Source organism: Paenibacillus sp. CF095, assembly GCF_900101225.1.
Lineage (GTDB): Bacteria > Bacillota > Bacilli > Paenibacillales > Paenibacillaceae > Paenibacillus.
Genome location: NZ_FMZN01000003.1, coordinates 279939 through 303202 on the forward strand (window position 1 = coordinate 279939; position 23264 = coordinate 303202).

The window sequence follows — 23264 nt, forward strand, 5'->3', positions numbered from 1 at the left end:
GGAGTTTGAATCGTATACTCCGTACTACATTGGCAAGTATTTTACTCATTAGTTCTTTTAGTGGTGGGATTTTTTCTTCTAAAGCGAACGCTGCGACTTGGAGTCCTGTACATCATGTTCCTTCAAGTTTTCAAACTATTGTGGAATATGGCAATGGTACATTTTTGTCTTTAGGTTATTTTCTAGATTATCATCTGTCGACAGATTCCGTAACCTGGGATAACCGCAATCTAGAGATTTCCATTGAACCGACTAACGTCAAGTTTTTAAATTCAACTTGGTTCATTACTGCCTCGGACGGAGTTTATAAGACATCTGAACCCACAACCGGTTGGACGCCTGTGAATTCATTTTTCCAAAACAAGCATATCAACGATATCACTTATAGTTCCCTTACTAACCGTTATGTGTTAGCAGGAAAAGAAAAACTATATTCATTCACAGAAAATGGTACCCCAGAGGTAGTGTATACGAATACAAACCTTGATTTTTACCGAGTAGTGTACGGCAATGGGGTGTTTATCGCAACGACCTATAATGAAGGACAAGCGGCTAAAATCTACCGTTCTTCCGATGGGTTAGCATGGAGTGAGGTATATACAACTAATCCGACCCAAGCCATTTTCGATGTTGCCTATGGAAACAATACATTTGTAGCGGTTGGTGAGGCTGGACAGGCATACGTTTCAAATGATGGAGTAACTTGGAGCAAGACGACGGTATTGAATTACAGCAACATTAGTTTAGCTTCAGTGACTTATGCTGCAGGTAAATTTTATACCGTCAGCGCAAATGAAAGAGTTGCAACCTCGATAAATGGGGTTGTTTGGGAAGAGGAATGGAGTAATCTATCCTCATCCATTGATTTTGCCGACGTCATTATAGGTGGAGGACGAGCAGTTGCAGTAGGTTATGACAGTCAAACATATGACGGTCATATAAAGTCTGCTCCCGCCCCACACGTGAATAGTGTGACTGTGACCCCAGCTAACCCAAGTGTGAAGCAAGGGGAAACAGAACAACTGACAGCAATCGTGGATGTCAGCGGTGGAGCGGCCCAAACTGTTACGTGGAGCAGTAGTGACACGAACGGCAATGTTACGGTAGATGCGAATGGATTGGTGAATGTGGCTGTAAACACTACACCAGGCACATATACGATTACAGCAACTTCAACAGTTGATGGTACCAAGTCAGGTAGTGCAACGATTACGGTTACCTCGGCACCGGCAGTAAACAGTGTGATGGTCAGTCCGACTAGCTCTAATGTGGTGCAAGGAGATACAGAGCAACTAACGGCCACTGTGAACGTCAGCGGTGGAGCGGCGCAAACTGTTACGTGGAGCAGTAGTGACACGAACGGCAATGTTACGGTAGATGCGAACGGACTGGTGAGTGTGTCAGCAAATACCCCACCTGGTCCGTATACAATTACAGCAACGTCAACGTTTGACGGTACCAAGTCAGGTAATGCAACGATCACGGTTACTTCAGCACCGGCAGTAAACAGTGTGACGGTCAGTCCGTCTAATCCTAATGTGGTGCAGGGAGATACAGAGCAACTAACCGCCACTGTGAATGTCAGCGGTGGAGCGGCGCAAACTGTTACGTGGGCCAGTAGTGATACGAACGGTAATGTTACTGTAGATGCGAATGGACTGGTGAGTGTAGCAGCAAATACCCCACCTGGTCCGTATACAATTACAGCAACGTCGACGTTTGACGGTACTAAATCAGGTAGTGCAACGATCACGGTTACCTCTGCCCCAGCAGTAAACAGTGTGACGGTCAGTCCGTCTAACCCTAATGTGGTGCAAGGAGATACAGAGCAATTAACTGCCACTGTGAATGTCAGCGGTGGAGCGGCCCAAACTGTTACGTGGACCAGTAGTGACACGAACGGTAATGTTACGGTAGATGTGAATGGACTGGTGAGTGTAGCAACAAATACCCCACCTGGTCCGTATACAATTACAGCAGCGTCGACGTTTGACGGTACTAAATCAGGTAGTGCAACGATCACGGTTACCTCGGCACCGGCAGTAAACAGTGTGACGGTCAGTCCGTCTAATCCTAGTGTGGTGCAAGGAGATACAGAACAACTAACGTCCACTGTGAATGTCAGCGGTGGAGCGGCCCAAACTGTTACGTGGGCCAGTAGTGACACGAACGGTAATGTTACGGTAGATGCGAACGGACTGGTGAGTGTAGCAGCAAATACCCCACCTGGTCCGTATACAATTACAGCAACTTCAACGTTTGACGGTACTAAATCAGGTAGTGCAACGATCACGGTTACCTCGGCATCGGGAGTAAACAGTGTGACGGTCAGTCCGTCTAACCCTAATGTGGTGCAAGGAGATACAGAGCAACTAACGGCCACTGTGAATGTCAGCGGTGGAGCGGCCCAAACTGTTACGTGGACCAGTAGTGACACGAATGGCAATGTCACGGTAGATGCAAATGGATTGGTAAGTGTGGCAGCAAATACCCCACCTGGTCCGTATACAATTACAGCATCTTCTACTTTTGATAGTAGCAAGACAGGTAGTGCAACGATTACAGTGATTTCTGCACCAGAAGTCAATAGTGTAACTGTGAGTCCTACCTATTCAAGTGTGCTGCAAGGTGACACACAGCAGCTGACAGCTACTGTGAATGTAAGTGGTGGAGCAGCCCAAACCGTTACATGGAGCAGCAGTGATACGAGCGGAAATGTCACAGTGGATGAAAATGGATTGGTAAGTGTCGCTCCAAACACAACACCTGGTCCATATACGATTACCGCGATCTCAACGGTCAACGGCAGTAAATCGGGCAACGCTTCAATAAACGTAGTTACTGAAATCGAACGATACACTGTGACAATAAACAATTTGGTAGGTGGCACAATTAGTGCTGCCCCTACGATCTCCCCAGCCGGTAACTTAATTAGCTTGAACATTCTACCGGATTTCGGGAAGAGAGTAAAAATAGGAACGCTGAAGTATATCTTTAATTCTGTAGGTTATCCGATCGTGGGTGAAACTTTTATCATGCCAAGCGGGGATGTTACCATTAGCGCAGAGTTCGAAGATATTTCAGAGACGATACCTTTTTTAAGTATTGTGGCTCCATTATTTTCACCTGTAACGGTTGGTTATGAGCAACCTTCAGCAAAGAAATTAATCATCACGAATGCCGGGGCGGTTGATACCACCATTCGTAGTCTGACTTCCAGTGAACCCAATGCATTTGTGGTTGAAGGAAGTGGCAATAATGTAGCTGCGGGTGAAAGTATCGATACGTGGAGCGTTAGACCGGTAGTAGGCTTACCAGCCGGAACCTATACTTCCGTGATTACAGCTGTTTATGGAGACGGGGAAATAGCAACAACTAACCTTGTACTTACTGTCAATTCTTCCAATAGTTCAGGTGGCGGTGGGAATTCAGGCAATAGTGGCAGTGGAGGGGGCTCACAAGGTGGAGGAACACCATCAGCAAACCCACCTCAGCTAGAGCCAAGTGGTGTCCCTGTTGTAATAAACGGTAAGTCAGAGAAGATCGGCAAGTTGGATACAAAAATCGTTGATAATAGAACCATAACAACTCTTACGCCGGATCCTAGCAAACTTCTAGAATGGTTGGCGAAAGAAGGTCAGAATGCTGTAGTGACTATTCCTGTGAATGAGTCATCGGATTCCATTGTGGGAATATTAACAGAGGATGTTGTTAAAAAGATGATAGAGCAATCTGCCGTCTTAGAACTGGTCACCCCGCTTGCCACGTATAGACTACCTGCGAGCCAAATCTCAATTGAGACGGTAGCGGGTCAACTTGGTGCGGATGATACACTATCAGACATGACGATTGAATTAACAATCTCAAAAGCTCTTCCTTCGGAATCAAGCATTGCAAAGGACTCGGCAATTTCAAAAGGTGCTTTACTTTTAGTGGATCCTGTCCATTTTACGTTAATGGCTGAATTTAATGGTTTAAGAAAGGAAATAAATCGCTTCAATACGTACGTTGAACGGTATATTCCACTTCCGGAGACCGTCGATCCAAATCACATTACGACGGGAATTGTTGTAGGTTCGGATGGTTCCACTCATCATGTACCAACTTATGTTGAGAAGAAAGATAATCGCTACCACGCAGTGATTAATAGCTTGTCCAATAGCTTGTACACACTGGTTTGGCACCCAGTCGAATTTACTGATGTGACGAACCATTGGGCAAAAGACGCAATCAATGACATGGGATCACGAATGATTGTTACGGGAGTTAGGGAGGATATTTTCGAACCGAATAGGAGCATTACACGTGCAGAGTTCTCTGCTATGGTTGTAAGAGGGCTGGGTATAGTACCGTTAACTGGCGAAACTTCATTTATCGATGTAAATAAGTCCGATTGGTTTGCTGATTATATCTATACAGCTCACGAATATCAATTAATTGAGGGTTATAATGATGCTGAATTTGCTCCTATGGATACCATCACTCGTGAACAAGCTATGACAATTATTGCGAAAGCGATGAAGATCACAGGTATCAATCCGGATTTATTGCCTGATCAAGTAAACACGTTGATCGGACAATATAAAGACGATTCATCGATTTCAAGCTATGCCAGAGGTCATATAGCAGCTGGTTTAGCAACGGGTATTATGAATGGTAGAACAACGACTACGATTCAACCGAAGGGCCAAATCACACGTGCTGAAGTGGCTACGTTACTTCAAAAATTACTTAAGAAGTCGAATTTGATTCAATAGAAGCATGAAAGCGAAGGATCAGACCAAGAGGGTCTGATCTTTTGCTTATTAAGATTCCAATGAGCAAATACGATCTGTATTTTTGATTAGTTAAAGAGAGGGGATTCAATGAATAAGTCACGTTTGGGGAATGCGTATTTAAAAAAGACTGTAATTATATTAGGTATGTTTTTATTGTACTTTCCATTGTTTTTAGTTATATCCATGTTACTTTTCGGAATAACTAACATAGTCGATCCGGGTGCATATTATAGATATGCTACTGAGAGCAAGTATAGTGAGGACGTCTTTTTCTCACCTGAAATTGATGCTAAAACAAAAATAGGGAATACCATTACAAAAACTTTTATTGTTATGGAAAAAGATCTACCAGATAACACCCAAGCAATGTTTCATGAGCTTTTAACAGAGGAGAGTTCATTTCTCTCACAGCTTAAAGAAAATAAGGCGTATATGGATTACTTGGTCGATAATAACTTAACTCTTGAAGAATTAATTACATATATGAAGTCGATCTCTAATTTAAGCAATGAAATTTTAAATGGTAGTTTGTACTTTTCAGCAGTAATAATATTTATCATTGTATACATCCTGTTCCGCTTTAGATTAGAGTTATATTGGTTAGCAGGAATATTGTATGTATTTTCAAATCTGGATGGTTTTACGTCAGGAATCTTTTCAAATATTTTCTATAACCCTATGCGTTGGGCGAGTATGATGATTGGACAGGAATACACAATAAATCAATACAACATGTACATAGAGTTTTTACCTAAAATCAAAGAAGCATTTTTGACTTTCATTATCTTTGACACTGTAGGCCAAATATACAGGGAGAAATGGGAGAAGAAAAGATTAAAAAAACTCACAGAGATTTATGTTTCATTAGGTGCAGCTTTAAATTTGATGAGAGATTTAAGAGCTGCAAACAGTAACACTCCCTTCATAAAGATTACTAAGGTGAACATTGATTTATATTATCTAAGTAAATATGCATCAAAAAACAGAAATGATATTGCCTTAAAAGAAGTGAGAGAGCTTACAATAATGTTTTTACGTAGAATTGAATCTAGTTCACTATCACTAGACGATGTCATCCGTTTTTTAGAGAGATTAATAGTGGAGTTAAATGGATCGGAGGACTTCAAAAATAAAATTAATCTCGTTACAATTTTATCAAACAATCAAGTTAAGGGAGGTTGATATAAATTTTCAAGAGGATTCATTTTGGTGATACTTGCTCCTACACTTTCAAAAGGAACGGTGCTATTTCGAACGATCAGCGTCACTTCTCCGGTGGAGGTATAGTCAGCCGCCTTCCAGAGCGCTGACGACTTCCCATTGATAGGACAGAGTCCCTTCAGGCGCGCCATCATCGCACCTGGTGGTTCCCAGATCTGCGCTCAAGGTCGAGTATTGGGATTTATTTCATTATATCTTCAGAGAAGTTACGCTTCTCTACATAGTACGCTTATGAAATGGAACAGAAAGATTTTTCCCCGTTCCAATGTACGAGCACCTGTCCTTCATTTATAAAGTGGAGATAATGGGGATCTGTCTCATCCATTCTGGATTTGGTCATAATAATTTGCTTATAGATGCCTCTTGCTTTTGGTACCTTTGGGATCGATTTTTGGTTGTTTCAAGATGATGCAATAGATCGTCTCCGTTGAGAAATTCCGCAAATCGTCAAAATGGAAAATTCACCGTCGTTATGGGAGGCTTCGAGAATCGTGCAGATGCAGAGAAACATTTGAAACAATTTACTGTCCGGGAGGACTACAGTGAACCACTGTATGTTGATAGCTGGATGAGCAATGAAAATCTACAATAATGAAAGAAACCTGCCCTAGTGCAGGTTTTTTTTGTTGTAACTATGAGATGTGGAGAAGTGCAAATCTGTAATCTTACATCGTTGTCAGTTTTGTGTAAGTTTGATCGATAGGAGCTGAAGTGGCCTTAATATACACTTAAATCAATTCAACGCACCACATTCACACCTTTAGGAGGCCAAACTATGAAAAGTGCATATGCGGATCTACTAAAAATAGTAAGTAAAAACATACCATCTATTCGGTTGAGGGGATTATTCGAATGTACCGAGATACATGGGCTGAAATAGATTTAACGCAAATTCGCGAGAATGTCATACAGATCCGCAAATTTCTACCCCGTTCGGCCAAATTAATGGCAGTTGTTAAAGCAAATGCATATGGCCATGGAGATATTGAGACGGCCAAAGAAGCAGTAGAGGCAGGCGCGGATTATTTAGCGTGTGCCTTCATTGAAGAAGCCATCCGCTTAAGAAATGCCGGCTTAGCACAACCGATTCTTATTTTGACTCCGATACGTCCCGAACTTGTACCTCTGGCTCTGGAACATGATTTGATGCTTACCGTTACACAAGCTTCATGGTTTCAGCAGATGAGAAAATACAAACCTGTTCATACCCGGCATAAGCTATCTGTGCATGTGAAAATGGATACTGGACTTGGGCGAATCGGTATACGTACGGAAGAAGAATGGCTTGAAATGGTTCCATGGCTCCGGGCTCCAGATGTAATAGTAGACGGGTTCTATACTCATTTCGCGACAGCGGGTGAGACAGACAACAGCTATCTGCAGCTTCAGATTCAACGCTTCCTGGAAATGAAAGAATGGAGCAGTATATCCCAGATTCCAGTCAATCATTATCACTGTGCGGGAAGTGTGGCAGCACTTCGATTTCCGGAATTGTGTATGGATATGGCTCGAATAGGAGCTGCAATTTATGGTTTTTATCCGGAAAAACTAGTATCGAACATCCAGCTAAAGCCTGCATTCAGTATGCACAGTAGATTATTGCAAACGAAAAGATTAAAAAAGGGCGAATATGTGGGTTACAACAATGCTTATCAAACAGACTCCGATCAATGGATCGGAACAGTGCCTATCGGTTATGCAGATGGATGGTCGCAGAGAATGCAAAATACGAAGGTGTTGGTGGAGGGGCATCAAGCAGAAATTATAGGAAAAATCTCCATGGATCAATTGATGATTAAGCTTCCCATGTATTTTCCGGAAGGATCCAAGGTGACCTTCATTGGTTATTCAGGTGAACAGAAAATTACGGTTCAGGAACTGGCCAATCATATCGGTGGTGTATCTCAAGAAATAACGAGTTCCATCACGGACAGAGTATTGCGAATCTATAAAGAACGCGGGGAAATTCAACGTGAAATCACGGGAAGTCGTACAACAACATATTGAAATCAGCGTAAGTAACGAAGAACTATGTCACGGGCACTTAGTGTTAATAAATTTTCAAAACCCAATCAGAAGGCAAGTACAAGCTAATCAACTAGAGTCCTTGGATTCCTTACTTTCAATAAAGAAGTTAAATAAGGAGATGCTTCTGGAGAAGCAGTGCTTCAAACAATTTCATGCTCTACTTAAGGCTTGTGGGGGGATGGATGAAATTGTCGCTGTCAGTGCATATCGAACCAAAGAAGAACAATCCCAAATCTATCAGGATTGTTTGATAGAACAGGGACCAGAATATACTTCCAAATACGTAGCCTTGCCTGACCAGAGTGAGCACCAAACAGGGTTGGCTATCGATGTCGGTAAATTGAAATCGAATATCGATTTTATTGCACCTTCCTTTCCTGACACGGGCATATACAGGTCCTTCAGACAACATGCCATACAATTCGGTTTTATTCTTCGATATAAGCAAGAAAAAGAATCAATCACTCGTATTGCGTATGAGCCATGGCATTTTAGATATGTAGGATACCCCCATTCCAAAATCATGGAAGAAAACAATCTATGTTTAGAGGAGTACATCGATTTTGTACAGCAATATCGGTACTCTGGAGAGCAGCTCACAGTTAAAGAAAAGGACATGACAATCCAGATATATTATGTTCCAGCGGATAAAGAGGCGTCTAGTCATATCCCGATCTTGAAATGTGATTCTTATCGGATATCAGGAACGAATCGTGAAGGATTCATTGTTACGACTTTCTCCAACAATTAAGTTATAACAATAGGAATTATATAGATTATATTACATTTTAGGAGGATTTTAAGATGCAGAAGAAGTCGATTGCGGTATTGTTTGGCGGATGTTCAGGTGAGTATAACGTATCTTTGAGTTCGGCTGCTTCAGTGATTGAAAATTTGGATACCGAAAAATACAATCTTGTGTTAATTGGAATTACGCAGCAAGGTTCTTGGCTCAGATATAGTGGAACGGTTGAGGATATTCGCAATGATCGATGGCATTTGCATCCGAGTTGTATCCCATCCTTTTTCTCACCGAGCAGAGAAGTCAGAGGACTCATTGAGCTAGTGCATACGGAATATCATGTAACACCGATTGATGTTGTGTTTCCAGTGCTTCACGGCAAATACGGTGAGGATGGAACCTTGCAAGGATTATTGGAACTGTCGGGTATACCGTTTGTTGGATGTGGCATGTTATCCTCTGCGTTATGTATGGACAAGGAACTGGCTCATAAACTGGTGCAGGCAGCAGGGATTGATACACCGCGTTCCCTTACAATACATCGAATTGAACGGATGGAAAAAGTGTTATCAGCAGCAGAAGCACTGGGTTACCCTCTCTTTGTTAAGCCGGCTAGATCAGGATCATCTTTAGGGATATCGAAGGTGAACAATAGGCAGGAATTGATTACTGGGACTGAACAAGCCTTCTTACACGATAGTAAAGTTGTCATTGAGCAAAATATCAACGGTTTTGAAGTGGGGTGTGCTGTATTGGGCAATTCTGATCCCATAATCGGCGTTATTGATGAAATTGAATTGCAGGGACACTTTTTTGATTATTCGGAAAAGTACTCCTTGTTGAGTTCGAAGATTCACTTGCCAGCCCGTATTGATGAGGATACTGCAATGAAGGTTAAAGAGAGCGCTCTGACTATTTATAAAACGCTTGGATGCAGAGGGTTTGCGCGAGTAGATATGTTCCTGGACACTGACGGAAGAATTGTGTTCAATGAAGTCAACACGATACCTGGTTTCACATCGAATTCCCGCTATCCTAACATGCTCCAAGCTAGCGGCATGACTTATGCCAATATTCTTGACCGGCTCATCGAGCTCGCCATTGGTGTGAACTGAGAGCGGTTGAACTTGCGGTTGAGCGAGGATTGGATGGATTCATTGTCGATGATCTCGTTCAAAGGAACGGATATGCAAAAATGAGCAAAAAGGCAGTTTCAGTTTTTATTGGTTCATTTAAAAGGCGGACATTCCATAACATAGGAATGTCCGCCTTTTATAAACGAATTCTTGAATTCTTTATCTATTCAACCTAAACCGTTGCTGCAACATGCTTCTCACGGGGAATCTTGGTTGCATCAACCATGTTGCGCAAGGAAGCAATGGTTTCTTCGAGTCCACGAGTTTTGAGACCGCAATCCGGATTAATCCAGAACAGTTTAGGATCCAATACACGCAAGGCACGTTCGATCATGCTTGTCATTTCATCCACACTTGGAACACGTGGGCTATGGATATCATATACGCCAAGTCCAATGCCCAGTTTATACGTGTTCAACTCAAAGCTGTGAATGAGTTCACCGTGACTGCGGGACGTCTCGATCGAAATAACATCGGCATCCATCGCTTCGATGGAATCATTCATGTCATGGAATTCTCAATAGCATATATGTGTGTGAATTTGAGTCGTGTCTTGAACCGTGCAAGTGGAAATACGGAAAGCTTTGACATCGGAGAAAACTATATTTATCTCCCATACTTGATCTGTATAACGGAGAAATTATTACATATACGATTGGTTCAAGACCGGTCTACTCGCTTGTTTCCACGATGTTAGATCAAGCATTTTGCAGTTTAACAAAAGAAGAAAACTCCTTATTCATTCGGATCAAGGCTGGCACTACCAGATGAGACCATATCGTCATGCCCTTGAAATACGTGGCATCACGCAAAGTATGTCCCGTAAAGGGAACTGCTACGATAACGCCGTCATGGAGAACTTCTTTGGCATCATGAAATCCGAGTTTTTGTATTTAAAGCAATTTGAAAATATCTCATATTTTAAACAAGAACTATCCAAATACATCGATTATTACAACAACAAACGCATTAAGGCAAAACTAAAAGGCATGAGTCCGGTACGGTACCGGATTCATGCCCAACAAGTTGCTTAAAGAGATAATCTGTCTAACTTTACGGGGTCACTTCAACAAGACGTGGTTTTTTATTTTTTGGAGGAGGTTTATTTCAGCAATATATTCTTTCTATTTCGACATTGAACTAACTATTTGTGGACGGCTCTTTATTGTGGGATAGAAAAAAGATAAAGACAACATGGACATTTAATTGGCAGTGAGATAATAACGTTGTACATAAATTTTTCATGTAGTTGTGTTGTTTTAATTTCAACATGCTGTGTAAAGTGATCATCGCACCATAACTATTAAAGAGATATGCATAATACATGTTAAGGAATAAGTCATGATTAAAGCATTCAGTGATGTAAGAAAACAACATTATATAAAAAGCATATTATGAAAATAAAAGTCGAAAATCATCAAAAAAAAATATATATTTATGGATAAAATTAACTTATAATTAGGTATAAAGTGATAATTATCACTTTTCATAAGTTATTATATAGAACTTTTGGATTACATAAAGATGAATTCATAATTATCAAGACCTAAGAGGAGGAACCAGGAATGGGAGTTGCAGAAGTCAAAACTCAGTCATTGTATTCCAATGTTCAGCGGGGAAAAAAAGAAGAATTTATTTATCTAACAGCTTCCGATTTAATCTTAAAGCAAGATTACTTTTCGGATGCTACAGCTCACTACTGGGTTCAGGCAGATACCGTCCATCTGGATGGATCGATACGTTTGCCTGGGCGTAATCTAATAATAAATGCGAGAGTTATTTCTTCCCATGGAAACATATCTATTAGTACGTCTGGATTACCCGTTCCTCCGGATCAGGACTTCGTACAAGAACCAAAGGCCGATTCCGGCATCAAAGCGATCAAAAGTGGAGACGATGGCGGAAAGGGTCATGACGGTTCCAGTGGAGCCAATGGGATGGAAGGCGGGCATCTTGTACTGACAGCAGAGCGCTTCAATCTAAAAGGAGAATTGAATCTCTCAGCAAATGGCAGTAATGGAGGTCGCGGGCAAGACGGAGGAGACGGGATGGATGGCCGGCCAGGAGATGATGGAAGAGATGGCGAAACCCATATATTCTGGTTTAATGATCATTCCACATCGGGTGGCGATGGAGGTAATGGGGGAGACGGTGGTAACGCGGGAAGGTCCGGGAATGGTGGAGACGCTGGACATATTTTTATTGGCTATGTGGTTTCAAGCGAAGAGCATAGAATAACGATGGAAACGCAAGTGGGTATCGCTGGAGCACCAACCTTGCCCGGAAAAGCTGGAGCTGGATGTCAGGGAGGCATAGGTGGCCTTCAACTGGAGACAGTCTCGGTAGGGAAGAAATCAAGCGTTACAAAGCGCAGCAGTACGAAGAGATCCGCTAATGGAAAGGACGGCGTAAATGGCACAGTAGGGATCAGCGCAGAACATGCGATTGATGGTAAACCTGCTCAAGCCATAATTGCACAGATTGGGTATAGTCAATTTTATGGAGCGAAAATCGCCGATACGGAAATATATAAGAGACTATCTCCTGTAGATTTAGAAACTGGCTTAAGTGCCTCACTTGAACGTCAAACATTAACCTTACATAAGGCAGGATTGGCTTATCTGTCTGGGAGTGAGGAGAAACTCGAAGAGGCTGCCGATTTACTAAACTGGCTGCAACAGACAATACCGAATGAGTCCTGGTTTAATGAGGTACGAGCTCAAAGTACCTATTCCGAATTCCAAAGCGATATGCTGGACGCTTCCATTCAGTGGCTAGCACTACGAAATAAAGCGATGATCCTTATTACACAGTTGGGACAGGGTCTAGACTATTTTAGCCATCCATGGAACTGGGTGCCTCTGATGCCTCTAAATAAATATCAAGATTTGGGTGTCAATCTGATAAACGCAGCTCAACAAGCTGAAACGTTATATCGTGATTACATCTTGGCTGAGAACGACCAAAAAGGGCGCTTAAAAGTATTAAACGATGCTATTTCCGTTGCAGTAAATCGAATTAATGATATAGAGGGTCAAAGGCAAGATTCAATTAAAGAGCGGGCGCGCTTGGAAATAGAAGCAGACAAGCTATATGAAGATATACTTTCAAAAGAGAAGTCGCTCCAGAAAGTGGCTGAAGAATTTGTAGAAGTGCTACGGAAGAAACTTGCTTTGTCCACCCTGAAGGCTACATTTGATTTGATAGTGAATGGCGTAGCGCTGGTTACCAATGTAACCCCTGCCCTAACAGCGCTCAAAACAGGCGGTGCCATAGCATCAGCAATGAGCAACTACTGGGATACAGGAAAGACCATTGTGATAGACGATACGTTCAAAAACGCCAAAACGGTAGAAAAAGAAAAAAAGAAAAAAGAAGAGGAACTTTCTAAATCCATTAAAAATGTCACTACCGCTGCTTCTTCGGGGCTAGCAATTATAAAAGACGGAATAGAGATTTACAATCTGATGGGGCAAATGCAAGAAGCACGTGATTCCTTTGGATATTCTTCATCCATGCTTGCCATGTCACGTGAGAAATTCGAAGAGATGTTAAAACCGGTTTATGATCAAATGCCGGAAGATAAAGTGGAAGAATATCGTAAGGCCTTTAATCAATATCTCAACGTCGTTGAAGAATACCAGCGCAAAAAACAAGCAGTGACAGCTAAACATTTGGAAGAAGCAAAATTATTCGCCGAAATGGCACAACGACGTGCAGATCAAGACCGAATCAAGCAGGTAATGGGAGATGATGTGGATGCGGGCTTGCCACTATTCCATACGTATATTTTCGATCTGTACAATGGCTTAAAGCTGGCATTAACAGATTTCCTGTATCAAGAATACCAAGCGTATCGCTATATGGTCCTGAGCCAAGAACTGTTTCCGTTTGTTCAAGATAGCCACGTTGCCGAGCTTAGTCGTATTCATGCCGATATGACCGTTAAGTTGACGAACGCATTAAATGCTTCAGAAAATCCGGTGCAACCATTCAAAAACGTAACGGTTATCTTTAACGAAGCATCTTTTCCAGAGCAATTTGAAACGCTGCGTGCACATGGAACGGCATTCTTCCCCTTGACACTGGATAACCAACTCATTCGGGAGAGAATTGCAGGTAAAGCTCACATGATGGTCAGTGACTGTCACATTCAGATACCTGGTGCACGGAATGCCGCAGGAAGCATTCACATTGAGTATACTCACTCTGGTCATTCAACATTTCTTGATTCGTATGGTCAACGTTTTGACTTTGTACACAACAAGAGTCACGGATTCTTTGAATATGATGTAACTCCGGATCGAGGGGCAACTGGTGATCTAGAACCGAAGGAACTTATTCGGAATGAGTCTGGTGGTGCTGTGGGTGATGGGACTAGCAGAATTATGCCAGGTTTATTGTCAGTATGGTCAATAGAGGTACCTGGAGAGGATCGAGGCGGTCTTGTACTTAATGAGGGTGTGGATTTGAGCCAAGTGAAGAAGATTATCATGACCTTCCAGGGGAAGGCAGAGGCTTATGCTGCTAAAGCTCCAGGAACAAAGTTTAACTCTTTTGTAGCGAAAAAACCTATTTCTGAAAAGTATGCTGATCATGAGATGTTTGGATTGCCGGATACTGGAACAGAAACGGAAATAGGGAAAGAAAATTCAATCCTTATTGAACTCTAGTGTCCTATACCAATCCCACAACAGCGAATGCTAGAGATGACTGAATTACTAGGATTAGGATTAATACATGTGTTGGTAAGGGCCACGGTATGACGTGGAAAATACTCCATATGGAGAACGATTATAAAAATACCAGACTGGCGTCGGTGCACAACCGGCGTCAGTTTATTTAATTTGCACGTCGGTTATCTCCGGTTGCAGATGTGGAGCTTCCTTCCGTTTTGAGATACGAGATGAACTTTCTATAGATTTGTGGTCCAGGCAATTATCCCGACGTATATCGTGAGAGGTGAAATGCGTACTAGAATCTCTGGACGCTGGGAATGACCAATAGTCACGTCTATCTGCTCAATATACTTTTAGCAAAGTCTACGATGTATATGCCTCATTTTCGTTTCATTCTCAGAAGTAGTAGGCGGTAATCTGGTTGTTAAATACGACTTGAATGATACAAGAATCGCTCACTAGATATGGTAGTGCGTAGCAATCGTCATTCACTTCAAATTAAGCTTTTCTGGCTTAAACTCTTGGCTCAGTAGATTTTCATTTGTTCAGAAACTGGGGCTCACCCGCTCTGTTTTTTTCTATTCTTTTGTTTATGGTGTTGTCGAGTCGAATTATATTTGGTATTATAGAACTATATCAATTGTTTAATTATTCTATTACCTGAGCCATGAGGCAAACAGGTCATTCTAATTTGAATTATTTATTGGAATATTTATGTCTAAATACACTCTTTAGGTGCTTGAGTATCATTTTGGATACTTTTATGTACTTTTAGGGTTTTTATTATTTATTTTCCTTATTTCAAAACACCTTTGGTGGAGTTAATTCTTCGGATAACCCACTATAGGTGTTTTTTTTATGCTATACATTACAAAACCTAATCAAAATATGAGGGGAATCATTTGATTGAAATTTAAAGTCTTTCAAGTGTCAGAGCTACCTGAAGCTCTCAACAAATCTTTGGATGAACTGTTTAAAGCAATTGATGAGAAAAGTGATTTAAAACGGGAAGGCGAATCTACATCATGTAGTGGTATCAGTGAGGAATCAACGCATACTTCTAAGGAGTACAGAGAGAAAGTTCTTTCGATTAATACTAGAAATGAACAGTTAAGTACTACGTCTGTTAATACAGAATCGGTTGTGAATCGCTCAAATTATCCTATTGGACTGCGTGAATATTGGGCTTTGAGAGGTAAGTATGGATCGAAGCTCGTAGATAAGATTTCGACGACCCCTGCATTAGGTGCAACTGGGGACTATGATGTGATGATGGGTAGGCTATCCCAAAGAAACGGCGTCACAATACTACAATATGCAGATCAACAGATCCAGATTGAGGGAATGCCAGGAATGGAAGGTGCTTACCTTGTAGAGGGCTACTTTGTTAAATCGAACTTGTTTTTTACAAACAAATTCATTGATCTGGAAACGAATGCTCACAAAAGACTAACAACAGTGGGAGTTTAGACGCTCTCCGCTTTCTCATATATCCGATAGGTACATATGACTATTGGTTGTTTGAGAAAGCGGAGATACACACTGTTATAAGTCAAAATTCCTAATATTTCGCAAATTCATATCGACAATCTTCTAACAGGAGTGTAAAATGATTTCATTCATATGAAGTTTCACATATTTACCCATATGAAAAAGTGAAATCGAAATATTTACATACATAATTTTTACAATAGATTCATATTTGCACTATTTTTTTATATTTTATATCTTTTGACCTATAACATATACATTTAGTGGAGGCGTTGAAGATGTCAAAGCAATTTGCAAGAACCGGTGGTATTAGCGAGGTAATGAATAAGCCACTTGACAATAGTATACTAGTTGAAGAAATCAAGGCTGCTATATTAGTGGAGTGTTACCCGTTAGTAATGTCAAAAAAGAAAGAAGGTTCATTGAAGTTCTCCGTACGAAGCGGACGCCTAGCCATTAATCATGTTTTAGAGAAGAAGGTCCTAAGTCCTAAGACTATGGATGTGTGTAAGGGGGAAGCGGAAAGTTCTACTCCTATTGGAATGAGCCGAAAAGGTCTAAAGACATTGGTGATGATTCTCGATTCTGTACTTAAAGAAAATGATCCAATTGATCACGCGACTATTCTAGTTAATTATTCTGTTGAAGAGAATGGGGAGTATGCTGATGGTGAACTTATTGTAGAACGAGGGATACACCATGCAAGATATTAAAACATCTCTTGACATTAAAGCTCTTAATGAGGATAATCATAGTAGATTATTCTTTAACTAACTTAATACTGACAAGCGGAAGCACCGCCTACCTTGGATTAATTTCAAAGGTTTGGCGGTGCTTTTTTTTGTTGCCAAAAAAGGGGGAATGTACGTTAGATTGTGATTACAAATTGAGTTTAACTCAGTAACACATGTTTTAAAACAAATATGTTAACACCGCTTATAAGCGAAAGGAGAATTATCTTGTTAAAAAAAATTGTATTAACCTTAGCACTTGTGTTCGCTCTATTTCCAGTATTCGGTCTTGTAGTTCATGATAGCGCGAGTGCCAATGGCACTGTAATAGACTCGGATTTAAAGGACGGAAAAATGTATGATCCCAATGGAGACGTAGCTAAAAAAGCTAATGTCGATAAGGTTAATAAACCTCTCAAGTTGATTGTACAAATTTTTGGAGGCGTAGGGGGCACATGTTTTGTACTGGCTGTCATGTACTACGCAGTAATGATTATCTTTGGTTCGCTTAATCCTCAAAAGGCAGCAACTTATTGGAAAGCTTTGTTGGGTTGTGCTGCGGGGGCATTTGTCTTCTTCGGTGCCGCAACCTTCGCGGATGTAATTGCGGGCTTATCAAATTCAGCGAAGTAGAAGTTAAGCACTGAGCAATGGTCACAATACCGGATATGAGGACGCTATATGTCTGAAATCATATAGGTAACGGTGACCGTTTCTCATTCACTAGGGGGTTGATTATGAACAATGAAATAGTCGTACCGATTGATATCACTCAAGAGGAAAAATCAATTTTGGCTGTCTTGTCGATTCGACAATTTTTAATTATATTTCCTACACTCGTGTTTTGCGGAGTGTTTTTCATCTTCGGGGGGCTTCCCTTTTTGGATGGCGGTGCAGAGTGGATAGGAAAGTTGATTTTATTTGTTATCCTAGGTGCCATTGCAGCTTTCTTTGCATTTTTTAAGTTCGATAAACATGAGCAATATGCGAGTGAGTTTGTCGTTTCTAGGATTAAGTTTCTACGCTCTCAAAAAACGTTCACACATAACTAAACGAAAGAAGGACCTTAAATGCAGATTTTTATTTTTTGCATGATGGGATTCCTGGCACTCATGCTGGTATTCCTAATGATTGCAAAAAAGAGGATGGACAAGAATGAACCTATTATTGGATGGCAAAGAAAACAGCATCTGGAGGAAGTGAGTGCTGGATCCGTAGAGCATCAAAAAAAGAACCTCAACAAACACGAGGAGAAGCAGCTTAAAAAAGATCGGCAAGACATGAAGGATCTGATTGGGATTGAGGATATTAAACAAGGTATTTTTGTTAAGCGAAATAACGAATATTGCCTGATCGTCTCTACAGATTCTGTCAATTACGATCTCTTGAGTGCTCAAGCTCGTCAATCCACAATTCTGGGATACAGCAGTTTATTCAGAGTAGTCCGATTCCCAATTCAGATCTTAGGACAAGCCGTTAGGCAGGATCTACGGAAAGAAGAGAACCGTTGGAAATCTAACTTAGAAAAATGTAATGCACAAACCATGGATTACAATACAAAAGTAATTAATCATATCAAGAACAAATCCGAAAAAGAATTTCGAATATCTCGAAAAGTGTATTATGTGATCACCTACGTCCCATTGCCTAGTAAGATGGGAGCGCTCAAACCCGAACAACGCGAAGAAATGATTCGAAATGAATTATATCAACGTGCGGCAACCGTAGTAGGAATGTTAAGACAATGCGAAATACACGCGGAATTGTTAGATTCCCTCTCTGCTATGGAAGTAATGAAAAGAGCACTAAACCGGGATCGAATGGTATTGAATCCGATCGATGATTTGGTTACACATGGAAGAGAAAAACTATCTTCGTATATTACTGTCGACGTTACTACCATGCCTGGATTTGAAGATCTAGTATATGAAGTGGAGGAAGTGCGAGACTATGTTCAAGCGTCTGAAAAAGAAGCAAGAGGACTCATCGAAGTTGCAAATTGATGATGTGCGCAAAGGCAGTAAAGATGATATACCACTTTCATTCCCCTCTATCGTTGACAATATGTTGAATGATGGAGCTCATTTTGAGAGTGATTATTTCACTTTGAAAACGGGACTTGGGAATCTGAAATATGGAAGGTCCTTTTTTGTTAAACCGAGTGGTTACCCACGTACGGTTCGGATAGGGTGGCTCGAAGCACTCTTTAGTGGGGACGATTTGGATTGTTCCGTACATATCGAACCAATTGATCGCAACGTTGCGATCAAGAAGCTTCAAGATAAAATTGACGAACTAGATACAGTTATTTATTCTGCTGCAAACCGAAATGATCAAGCCAAAATTGATGATTCCGTTCAGAAGCGCGATGATACAAAATTCCTTCAACGTCAGATAAAGAGCAATCAAAATGGGCTTTATTATGTATCCATTCAAGCAAGTGTCTACGCAAATTCTTTGGATGAGCTTAACGCGAAGTGTGTGGAAGTGGACAATGCTGTATCCGGTGAATCTATTGAAATCATAAGTGCTTTTGATCGACAGAAAGAGGCTTTTCTTTCATGTATGCCACTTGGAAGAAACTATCTTTCTAAATCTGATCGCAATTTGGATCAGCTTGCGCTTACGGCCATTTTTCCTCACGCATCATCTAAATTGAATCATCAAGGTGGATTCCCTATTGGTCGCTATGGTCGTGATTATGTTTACTATAACAACTTTGATGCATCATTAAATAACTATTCCCTTGGCATTTTTGGAGTGTCCGGGTCAGGTAAATCCGTGCTGGTAAAACAGATTATTGCACGGGGCTACATGGACGGTATTATGAAAAACGTGATCATCGATGTTGAGCCGGAGTATCGCGAATTAACGTACGCTCTTGGTGGAGTGGTCGTTCCGATCTATCCATCCAAAGAAGATGATGTTAGTCGCATCAATCCACTCGATATTTTCCCTGAAAAAGAGATTAAGAATAAAGGCACAGAAGATGAGTTTATTGATGAGAAAATTAACTTGAATGAGAAAGTCAAAGAAGCTCTTGAATTCTTTAAAGTCATGAAGGAATCATTAACACCAGATAATAGGGGACTAACCGCTGTCGAAATCGGGGTCTTGAATGATATTCTGGAAGAATTATATCTCTCTCGAGGGATAACGGAGGATCCAGACTCTATTTACGAACAAATTGAACATATTGATGACTTTGGCTCTATTACCTACCGCAAAAAGTTGATTGAAATGCCGACGATCACTAATGTATATGATGCACTTCTACATGAGGCTAAGAATGATTATGGTGAGGAGCTCCGTGAGCTATGTAACGTTGTAAAACTATTCACGAGAAACAAAGCATTTGGTATGTTTGATGGCCAAACCAGAATTATATCTGAAAATAATGTCTCTCTGGATGACGCACCTGTGGTTACTTTTGATATTAGCAAACTTTCGAGTAATGGTATAGAAAGACCGCTAGCTCAACATGTTCTTATGACCTGGGTGTGGAGCAGATTCATCGTTTCTAATCCGAAAGTGAAAAAGCGGGTTATTTGTGACGAAGCATGGATGATGATCAAGTATGCATCCATGATGGAATGGCTTAAAATTCTGTCTGCCAGAGGACGGAAATGGAATGTATCTCTTACTTTGGTGTCTCAACGATATGAAATGTTTGAGAGAACAGAAGCCGCTAGAGATGTCGTGGCTCAGTTTGATACGGTTTGCTTCTTGAGACAAAGTGATCAAGATATTTCCCCGATACTCAATACTTTCAGGCTTTCAGAAGATGTTGGTAATCTCATCAGGACATCTTCAACAGGTCAAGTGCTCATGAAAGCCGGTAAACAGATCGTTTCATTCCAATCTGAACCGACTCCTGAAGAATGGGTATACCTGAATACGAACCAAAACGTCGAAGTTCCGATGAAGAAAAAGACAACTCGTGAAGAAATGATAGGTTGGCTTGAAGATAAAACTCATATACCGGCAGGTGGTGTGGCGTGATGAACCGTTCGAATCTGCTACTGGCATTATTGTGTTTAGTAATGTTGCTTGCGGGTTGCGGATCAACGAATACTACGTCAGAAACCGTGGCTGCATCGACAAGCAAAAGTAGTGGAGCAACACCTTTAAGTACAACCGATGGGACAAGTTCAGATGTTTCTTTCAGCCCTGAAGAACTCGGTAGTGGCGGAGATAACAGTGGAGCTCTGGTCGGAGAGAAAACGCAAGAAATGTTAGACAAAGCAGAAGATGATGCGAACCTAATGAACGGTTTTATTATCGGACAAGCCAACAATCTATTTAAGATACCTGGTATTAATAGCATCCAAAACTTGGTGTTTGGTAATCCCTACAAGACATGGGGATTCGGTGAAAATGAAAAAGACGAGCTTGTTGATGGCATCTTTTATCAATCTGAAATGGATCATGTCATCAATCCACTAATTGCTACGTTTTCAGGAGTCTATGCAACCATTTTGATGCTAGCGATCATGATGTCCAGTTTAAAGTTTGGAATGAAAGCACACAGTCCTCAGTCGAAAGAAGATTTCTGGAAAGATATCCACATGTATGTAGCATCCGCGTTTTTTATGGGTCTTTTCTGGATGTTATTCCATACGTTGATGGCACTGAATTGGGGAATTGTACAAGGCGTAGGTTCTACGCTCAAAGGGTTAGGAAAACCTCTAGATGGAGTTTCTATTATCGCAACCGCTACAAATGATGGTGCTTATTCATTTAAGATGGGAGACCTCTTTGTATTCTTAGCAGAGTGGGGCCTTTCTGCATACCTTAACTTTATTTACATTGCCCGAAAAATAATCATTGTTCTTCTTTGTGTGATGTCGCCTTTTGCAGCCTACAGTTTGTTATTTGCAAAAACGCGTTCATTTTTTGGTACCTATATTAAAGAATTGTGCGGAAATATCTTTCTTCCGGCCATTCATGCGATTATTCTATTCGTTTTCGTCCAAATGGCAGGTAATTTAGGTTCTGGGATGGGCCCAATGATATTTAAACTTGGCATGATCATTATGTTTGTTCCTATAACCGGCATGGTAAGTAAGTGGCTTAACCTTGGAGATTCGAGTTCTTCTGTAGGTAGAGCTGCGAATGCTATGGGCTTGGGTGCTATCGGCGGAGCCATGATGTTATCTAAAGGTGTTATGAATATGTCCGGAAAAGGGCGTTCCACAAACACCACAGGTTCAACTGGTGGGGGAACAGAATCGCCGGGCGGATCTGAAGTCTCTATGGGGAACGATGTCGGTGCATCTACTTTAAGTAAGGCTGCAGCGGGTGGATCGGCGTTTAACAAAATCAAAAAAGCTGGCTCAATAACTGGCGGGATTTTAGGGGGTACTGTAGGTTTACCATTTGGGGGCGCTGGTGTGGCAGCTGGAGCTGCTGTGGGATCTAAGCTAGCAACCGGTGTTTTGCAAGGTACTCGAAACTCAGCTAAAGGTTTACATGGCGCATACAGTACAATTCGGAACGCGGGTCAAGGACAAAATCCAGACGGAACTTCTTCTGGATGGAAAATGTCAAATGTGAAAGAGAAATGGAATGATCTCGCAGAGCGACGTCAGTTGATGGGTAATCTTGGCGAGTCTACTGGGATGCTTGCAGGTGGTGTAGGTGCTGCGATTGGAATGTCGGTAGCCGGCCCACTCGGAGGAGCAATCGGTGGTATGCTTGGCAATAAGTTTGGAACAGCTGGTAAATCTATGGGACAAATGTTGTCAGGTGTAAGCCGTCAAAGAGCATTTGATTCTGGAAGTGGAATGCGAGCGGATGGAACGATGAGTCCACGTGGGATGACATTAAATAGTCTCTCTGAAGATCCACGTTTCAGTGGGAGTCAAGCTCGATGGAATCAAACGAATGACCGCTCCTGGTATGAAGCCAAGGACCAGTCAACTGGAAAATGGGAGAAAATTGGGGGCTATGGTGCAGGTGATGCTTCTCTCAAAACGGGTCAACAACGAATGGTAGATTATCAGATGCGTAATCCGAAACAAGACGGCCAATGGAATCGTCAAGAGAACGGTTCATATATGCGATCTATTGAACACCCGAGTACTGTTAGTCCGGTCAATGTGAGGCCACGAACTGAGAGAGCATTAGTTGGGATGAGTGGATCAACAGCGGATCTTGGAAGAAGCAGTGAGGCTTATATTGCTGACAGTGGTGGCCAAAAGCTATACTCCGACAACACGTTTGACATGCGAAGACTTAATCCTGAAGATTACTTCAATCATAAACAACCAGGCAAAGCAGGTGGAGATGACAAAGTGGCTGATATGGTTGGAAAGGTACCGCAAGCTACGCGAGCAACCGGTAGGAATCTAATGCAAGGTGCTAGTCGAGTTGCATGGGCTCAATCAGGTGCATATAACAAGGGAAATAGAACAAGTGATATATCTTAATCAAATTTGGTGGGTATTGAGGATGTC

Annotated in this window: 13 protein-coding genes and 2 pseudogenes; 14 read left to right on the plus strand and 1 reads right to left on the minus strand. The window is 41.4% G+C overall.

Features of this window, described 5'->3' with window-relative positions; translation table 11 throughout:
* Positions 1-5 precede the first annotated feature (5 nt).
* From BLS69_RS23485 to vanG, 5 genes are all read left to right on the plus strand, one after another.
* Positions 6-4757: an Ig-like domain-containing protein gene (locus tag BLS69_RS23485; protein ID WP_176872971.1), complete on the plus strand. Its 4752-nt coding sequence runs from the start codon at positions 6-8 to the stop codon at positions 4755-4757.
* A 108-nt stretch (positions 4758-4865) separates the two neighbouring features.
* A complete protein-coding gene (locus BLS69_RS23490; protein ID WP_091037026.1) occupies positions 4866-5960 on the plus strand; it encodes a hypothetical protein in 1095 nt (364 codons plus the stop codon).
* An 891-nt stretch (positions 5961-6851) separates the two neighbouring features.
* A complete protein-coding gene (alr, locus tag BLS69_RS23495) occupies positions 6852-8006 on the plus strand; it encodes an alanine racemase (protein ID WP_091037029.1) in 1155 nt (384 codons plus the stop codon).
* Entirely contained in the window at positions 7972-8778 is an 807-nt protein-coding gene (locus BLS69_RS23500) for a D-alanyl-D-alanine carboxypeptidase family protein (RefSeq protein ID WP_091037032.1), read from the plus strand. Before alr ends, BLS69_RS23500 begins: the two co-directional genes overlap by 35 nt.
* Positions 8779-8831: 53 nt before the next feature.
* Complete coding sequence (gene vanG / locus BLS69_RS23505; RefSeq protein ID WP_091037034.1) at positions 8832-9884, plus strand: D-alanine--D-serine ligase VanG; 1053 nt, start codon at positions 8832-8834, stop codon at positions 9882-9884.
* A gap of 193 nt (positions 9885-10077) precedes the next feature.
* On the opposite strand, the pseudogene BLS69_RS23510 reads toward vanG, so the two are convergent.
* Positions 10078-10494: pseudogene (locus BLS69_RS23510) on the minus strand (5-methyltetrahydropteroyltriglutamate--homocysteine S-methyltransferase); the annotation flags it as partial.
* Positions 10495-10502: 8 nt separating this feature from the next.
* Between BLS69_RS23510 and BLS69_RS23515 the strand changes: the two are divergent.
* From BLS69_RS23515 to BLS69_RS23555, 9 genes and pseudogenes are all read left to right on the plus strand, one after another.
* Positions 10503-10939, plus strand: a pseudogene (locus BLS69_RS23515) (IS3 family transposase); the annotation flags it as partial.
* Between the two features lie 531 nt (positions 10940-11470).
* Positions 11471-14578: a hypothetical protein gene (locus BLS69_RS23520; protein ID WP_091037036.1), complete on the plus strand. Its 3108-nt coding sequence runs from the start codon at positions 11471-11473 to the stop codon at positions 14576-14578.
* A 912-nt stretch (positions 14579-15490) separates the two neighbouring features.
* Positions 15491-16054 carry a hypothetical protein gene (locus BLS69_RS23525; protein WP_091037039.1) on the plus strand — a complete coding sequence of 188 codons (564 nt, stop codon included), beginning with the start codon at positions 15491-15493 and terminating at the stop codon, positions 16052-16054.
* A gap of 299 nt (positions 16055-16353) precedes the next feature.
* Complete coding sequence (locus tag BLS69_RS23530) at positions 16354-16788, plus strand: hypothetical protein (protein WP_091037042.1); 435 nt, start codon at positions 16354-16356, stop codon at positions 16786-16788.
* 246 nt (positions 16789-17034) lie between these two features.
* The gene (locus tag BLS69_RS23535) at positions 17035-17439 is read left to right on the plus strand and encodes a TrbC/VirB2 family protein (RefSeq protein ID WP_256332399.1); all 405 of its coding nucleotides are present in this window, start codon (positions 17035-17037) and stop codon (positions 17437-17439) included.
* Positions 17440-17543: 104 nt separating this feature from the next.
* The gene (locus tag BLS69_RS23540; protein WP_091037044.1) at positions 17544-17858 is read left to right on the plus strand and encodes a PrgI family mobile element protein; all 315 of its coding nucleotides are present in this window, start codon (positions 17544-17546) and stop codon (positions 17856-17858) included.
* Between the two features lie 18 nt (positions 17859-17876).
* Positions 17877-18809: a hypothetical protein gene (locus tag BLS69_RS23545; protein WP_091037047.1), complete on the plus strand. Its 933-nt coding sequence runs from the start codon at positions 17877-17879 to the stop codon at positions 18807-18809.
* On the plus strand, positions 18757-20808 hold the full coding sequence (locus BLS69_RS23550) for a VirB4 family type IV secretion system protein (protein ID WP_256332400.1): 2052 nt from the start codon (positions 18757-18759) through the stop codon (positions 20806-20808). The genes BLS69_RS23545 and BLS69_RS23550 overlap by 53 nt, the downstream gene beginning before the upstream one ends.
* Positions 20808-23237 carry a hypothetical protein gene (locus BLS69_RS23555; RefSeq protein WP_091037055.1) on the plus strand — a complete coding sequence of 810 codons (2430 nt, stop codon included), beginning with the start codon at positions 20808-20810 and terminating at the stop codon, positions 23235-23237. Before BLS69_RS23550 ends, BLS69_RS23555 begins: the two co-directional genes overlap by 1 nt.
* The last annotated feature ends 27 nt before the right edge of the window (positions 23238-23264 follow it).

What these genes read in the sequence shown, in the direction of transcription:
- BLS69_RS23490 (WP_091037026.1), top strand. Translation starts at nt 4,866, where the DNA reads ATGAATAAGTCACGTTTGGGGAATGCGTATTTAAAAAAGACTGTAATT.
- alr (WP_091037029.1), top strand. Translation starts at nt 6,852, where the DNA reads ATGTACCGAGATACATGGGCTGAAATAGATTTAACGCAAATTCGCGAG.
- vanG (WP_091037034.1), top strand. Translation starts at nt 8,832, where the DNA reads ATGCAGAAGAAGTCGATTGCGGTATTGTTTGGCGGATGTTCAGGTGAG.
- BLS69_RS23520 (WP_091037036.1), top strand. Translation starts at nt 11,471, where the DNA reads ATGGGAGTTGCAGAAGTCAAAACTCAGTCATTGTATTCCAATGTTCAG.
- BLS69_RS23530 (WP_091037042.1), top strand. Translation starts at nt 16,354, where the DNA reads ATGTCAAAGCAATTTGCAAGAACCGGTGGTATTAGCGAGGTAATGAAT.
- BLS69_RS23540 (WP_091037044.1), top strand. Translation starts at nt 17,544, where the DNA reads ATGAACAATGAAATAGTCGTACCGATTGATATCACTCAAGAGGAAAAA.
- BLS69_RS23545 (WP_091037047.1), top strand. Translation starts at nt 17,877, where the DNA reads ATGCAGATTTTTATTTTTTGCATGATGGGATTCCTGGCACTCATGCTG.
- BLS69_RS23550 (WP_256332400.1), top strand. Translation starts at nt 18,757, where the DNA reads ATGTTCAAGCGTCTGAAAAAGAAGCAAGAGGACTCATCGAAGTTGCAA.
- BLS69_RS23555 (WP_091037055.1), top strand. Translation starts at nt 20,808, where the DNA reads ATGAACCGTTCGAATCTGCTACTGGCATTATTGTGTTTAGTAATGTTG.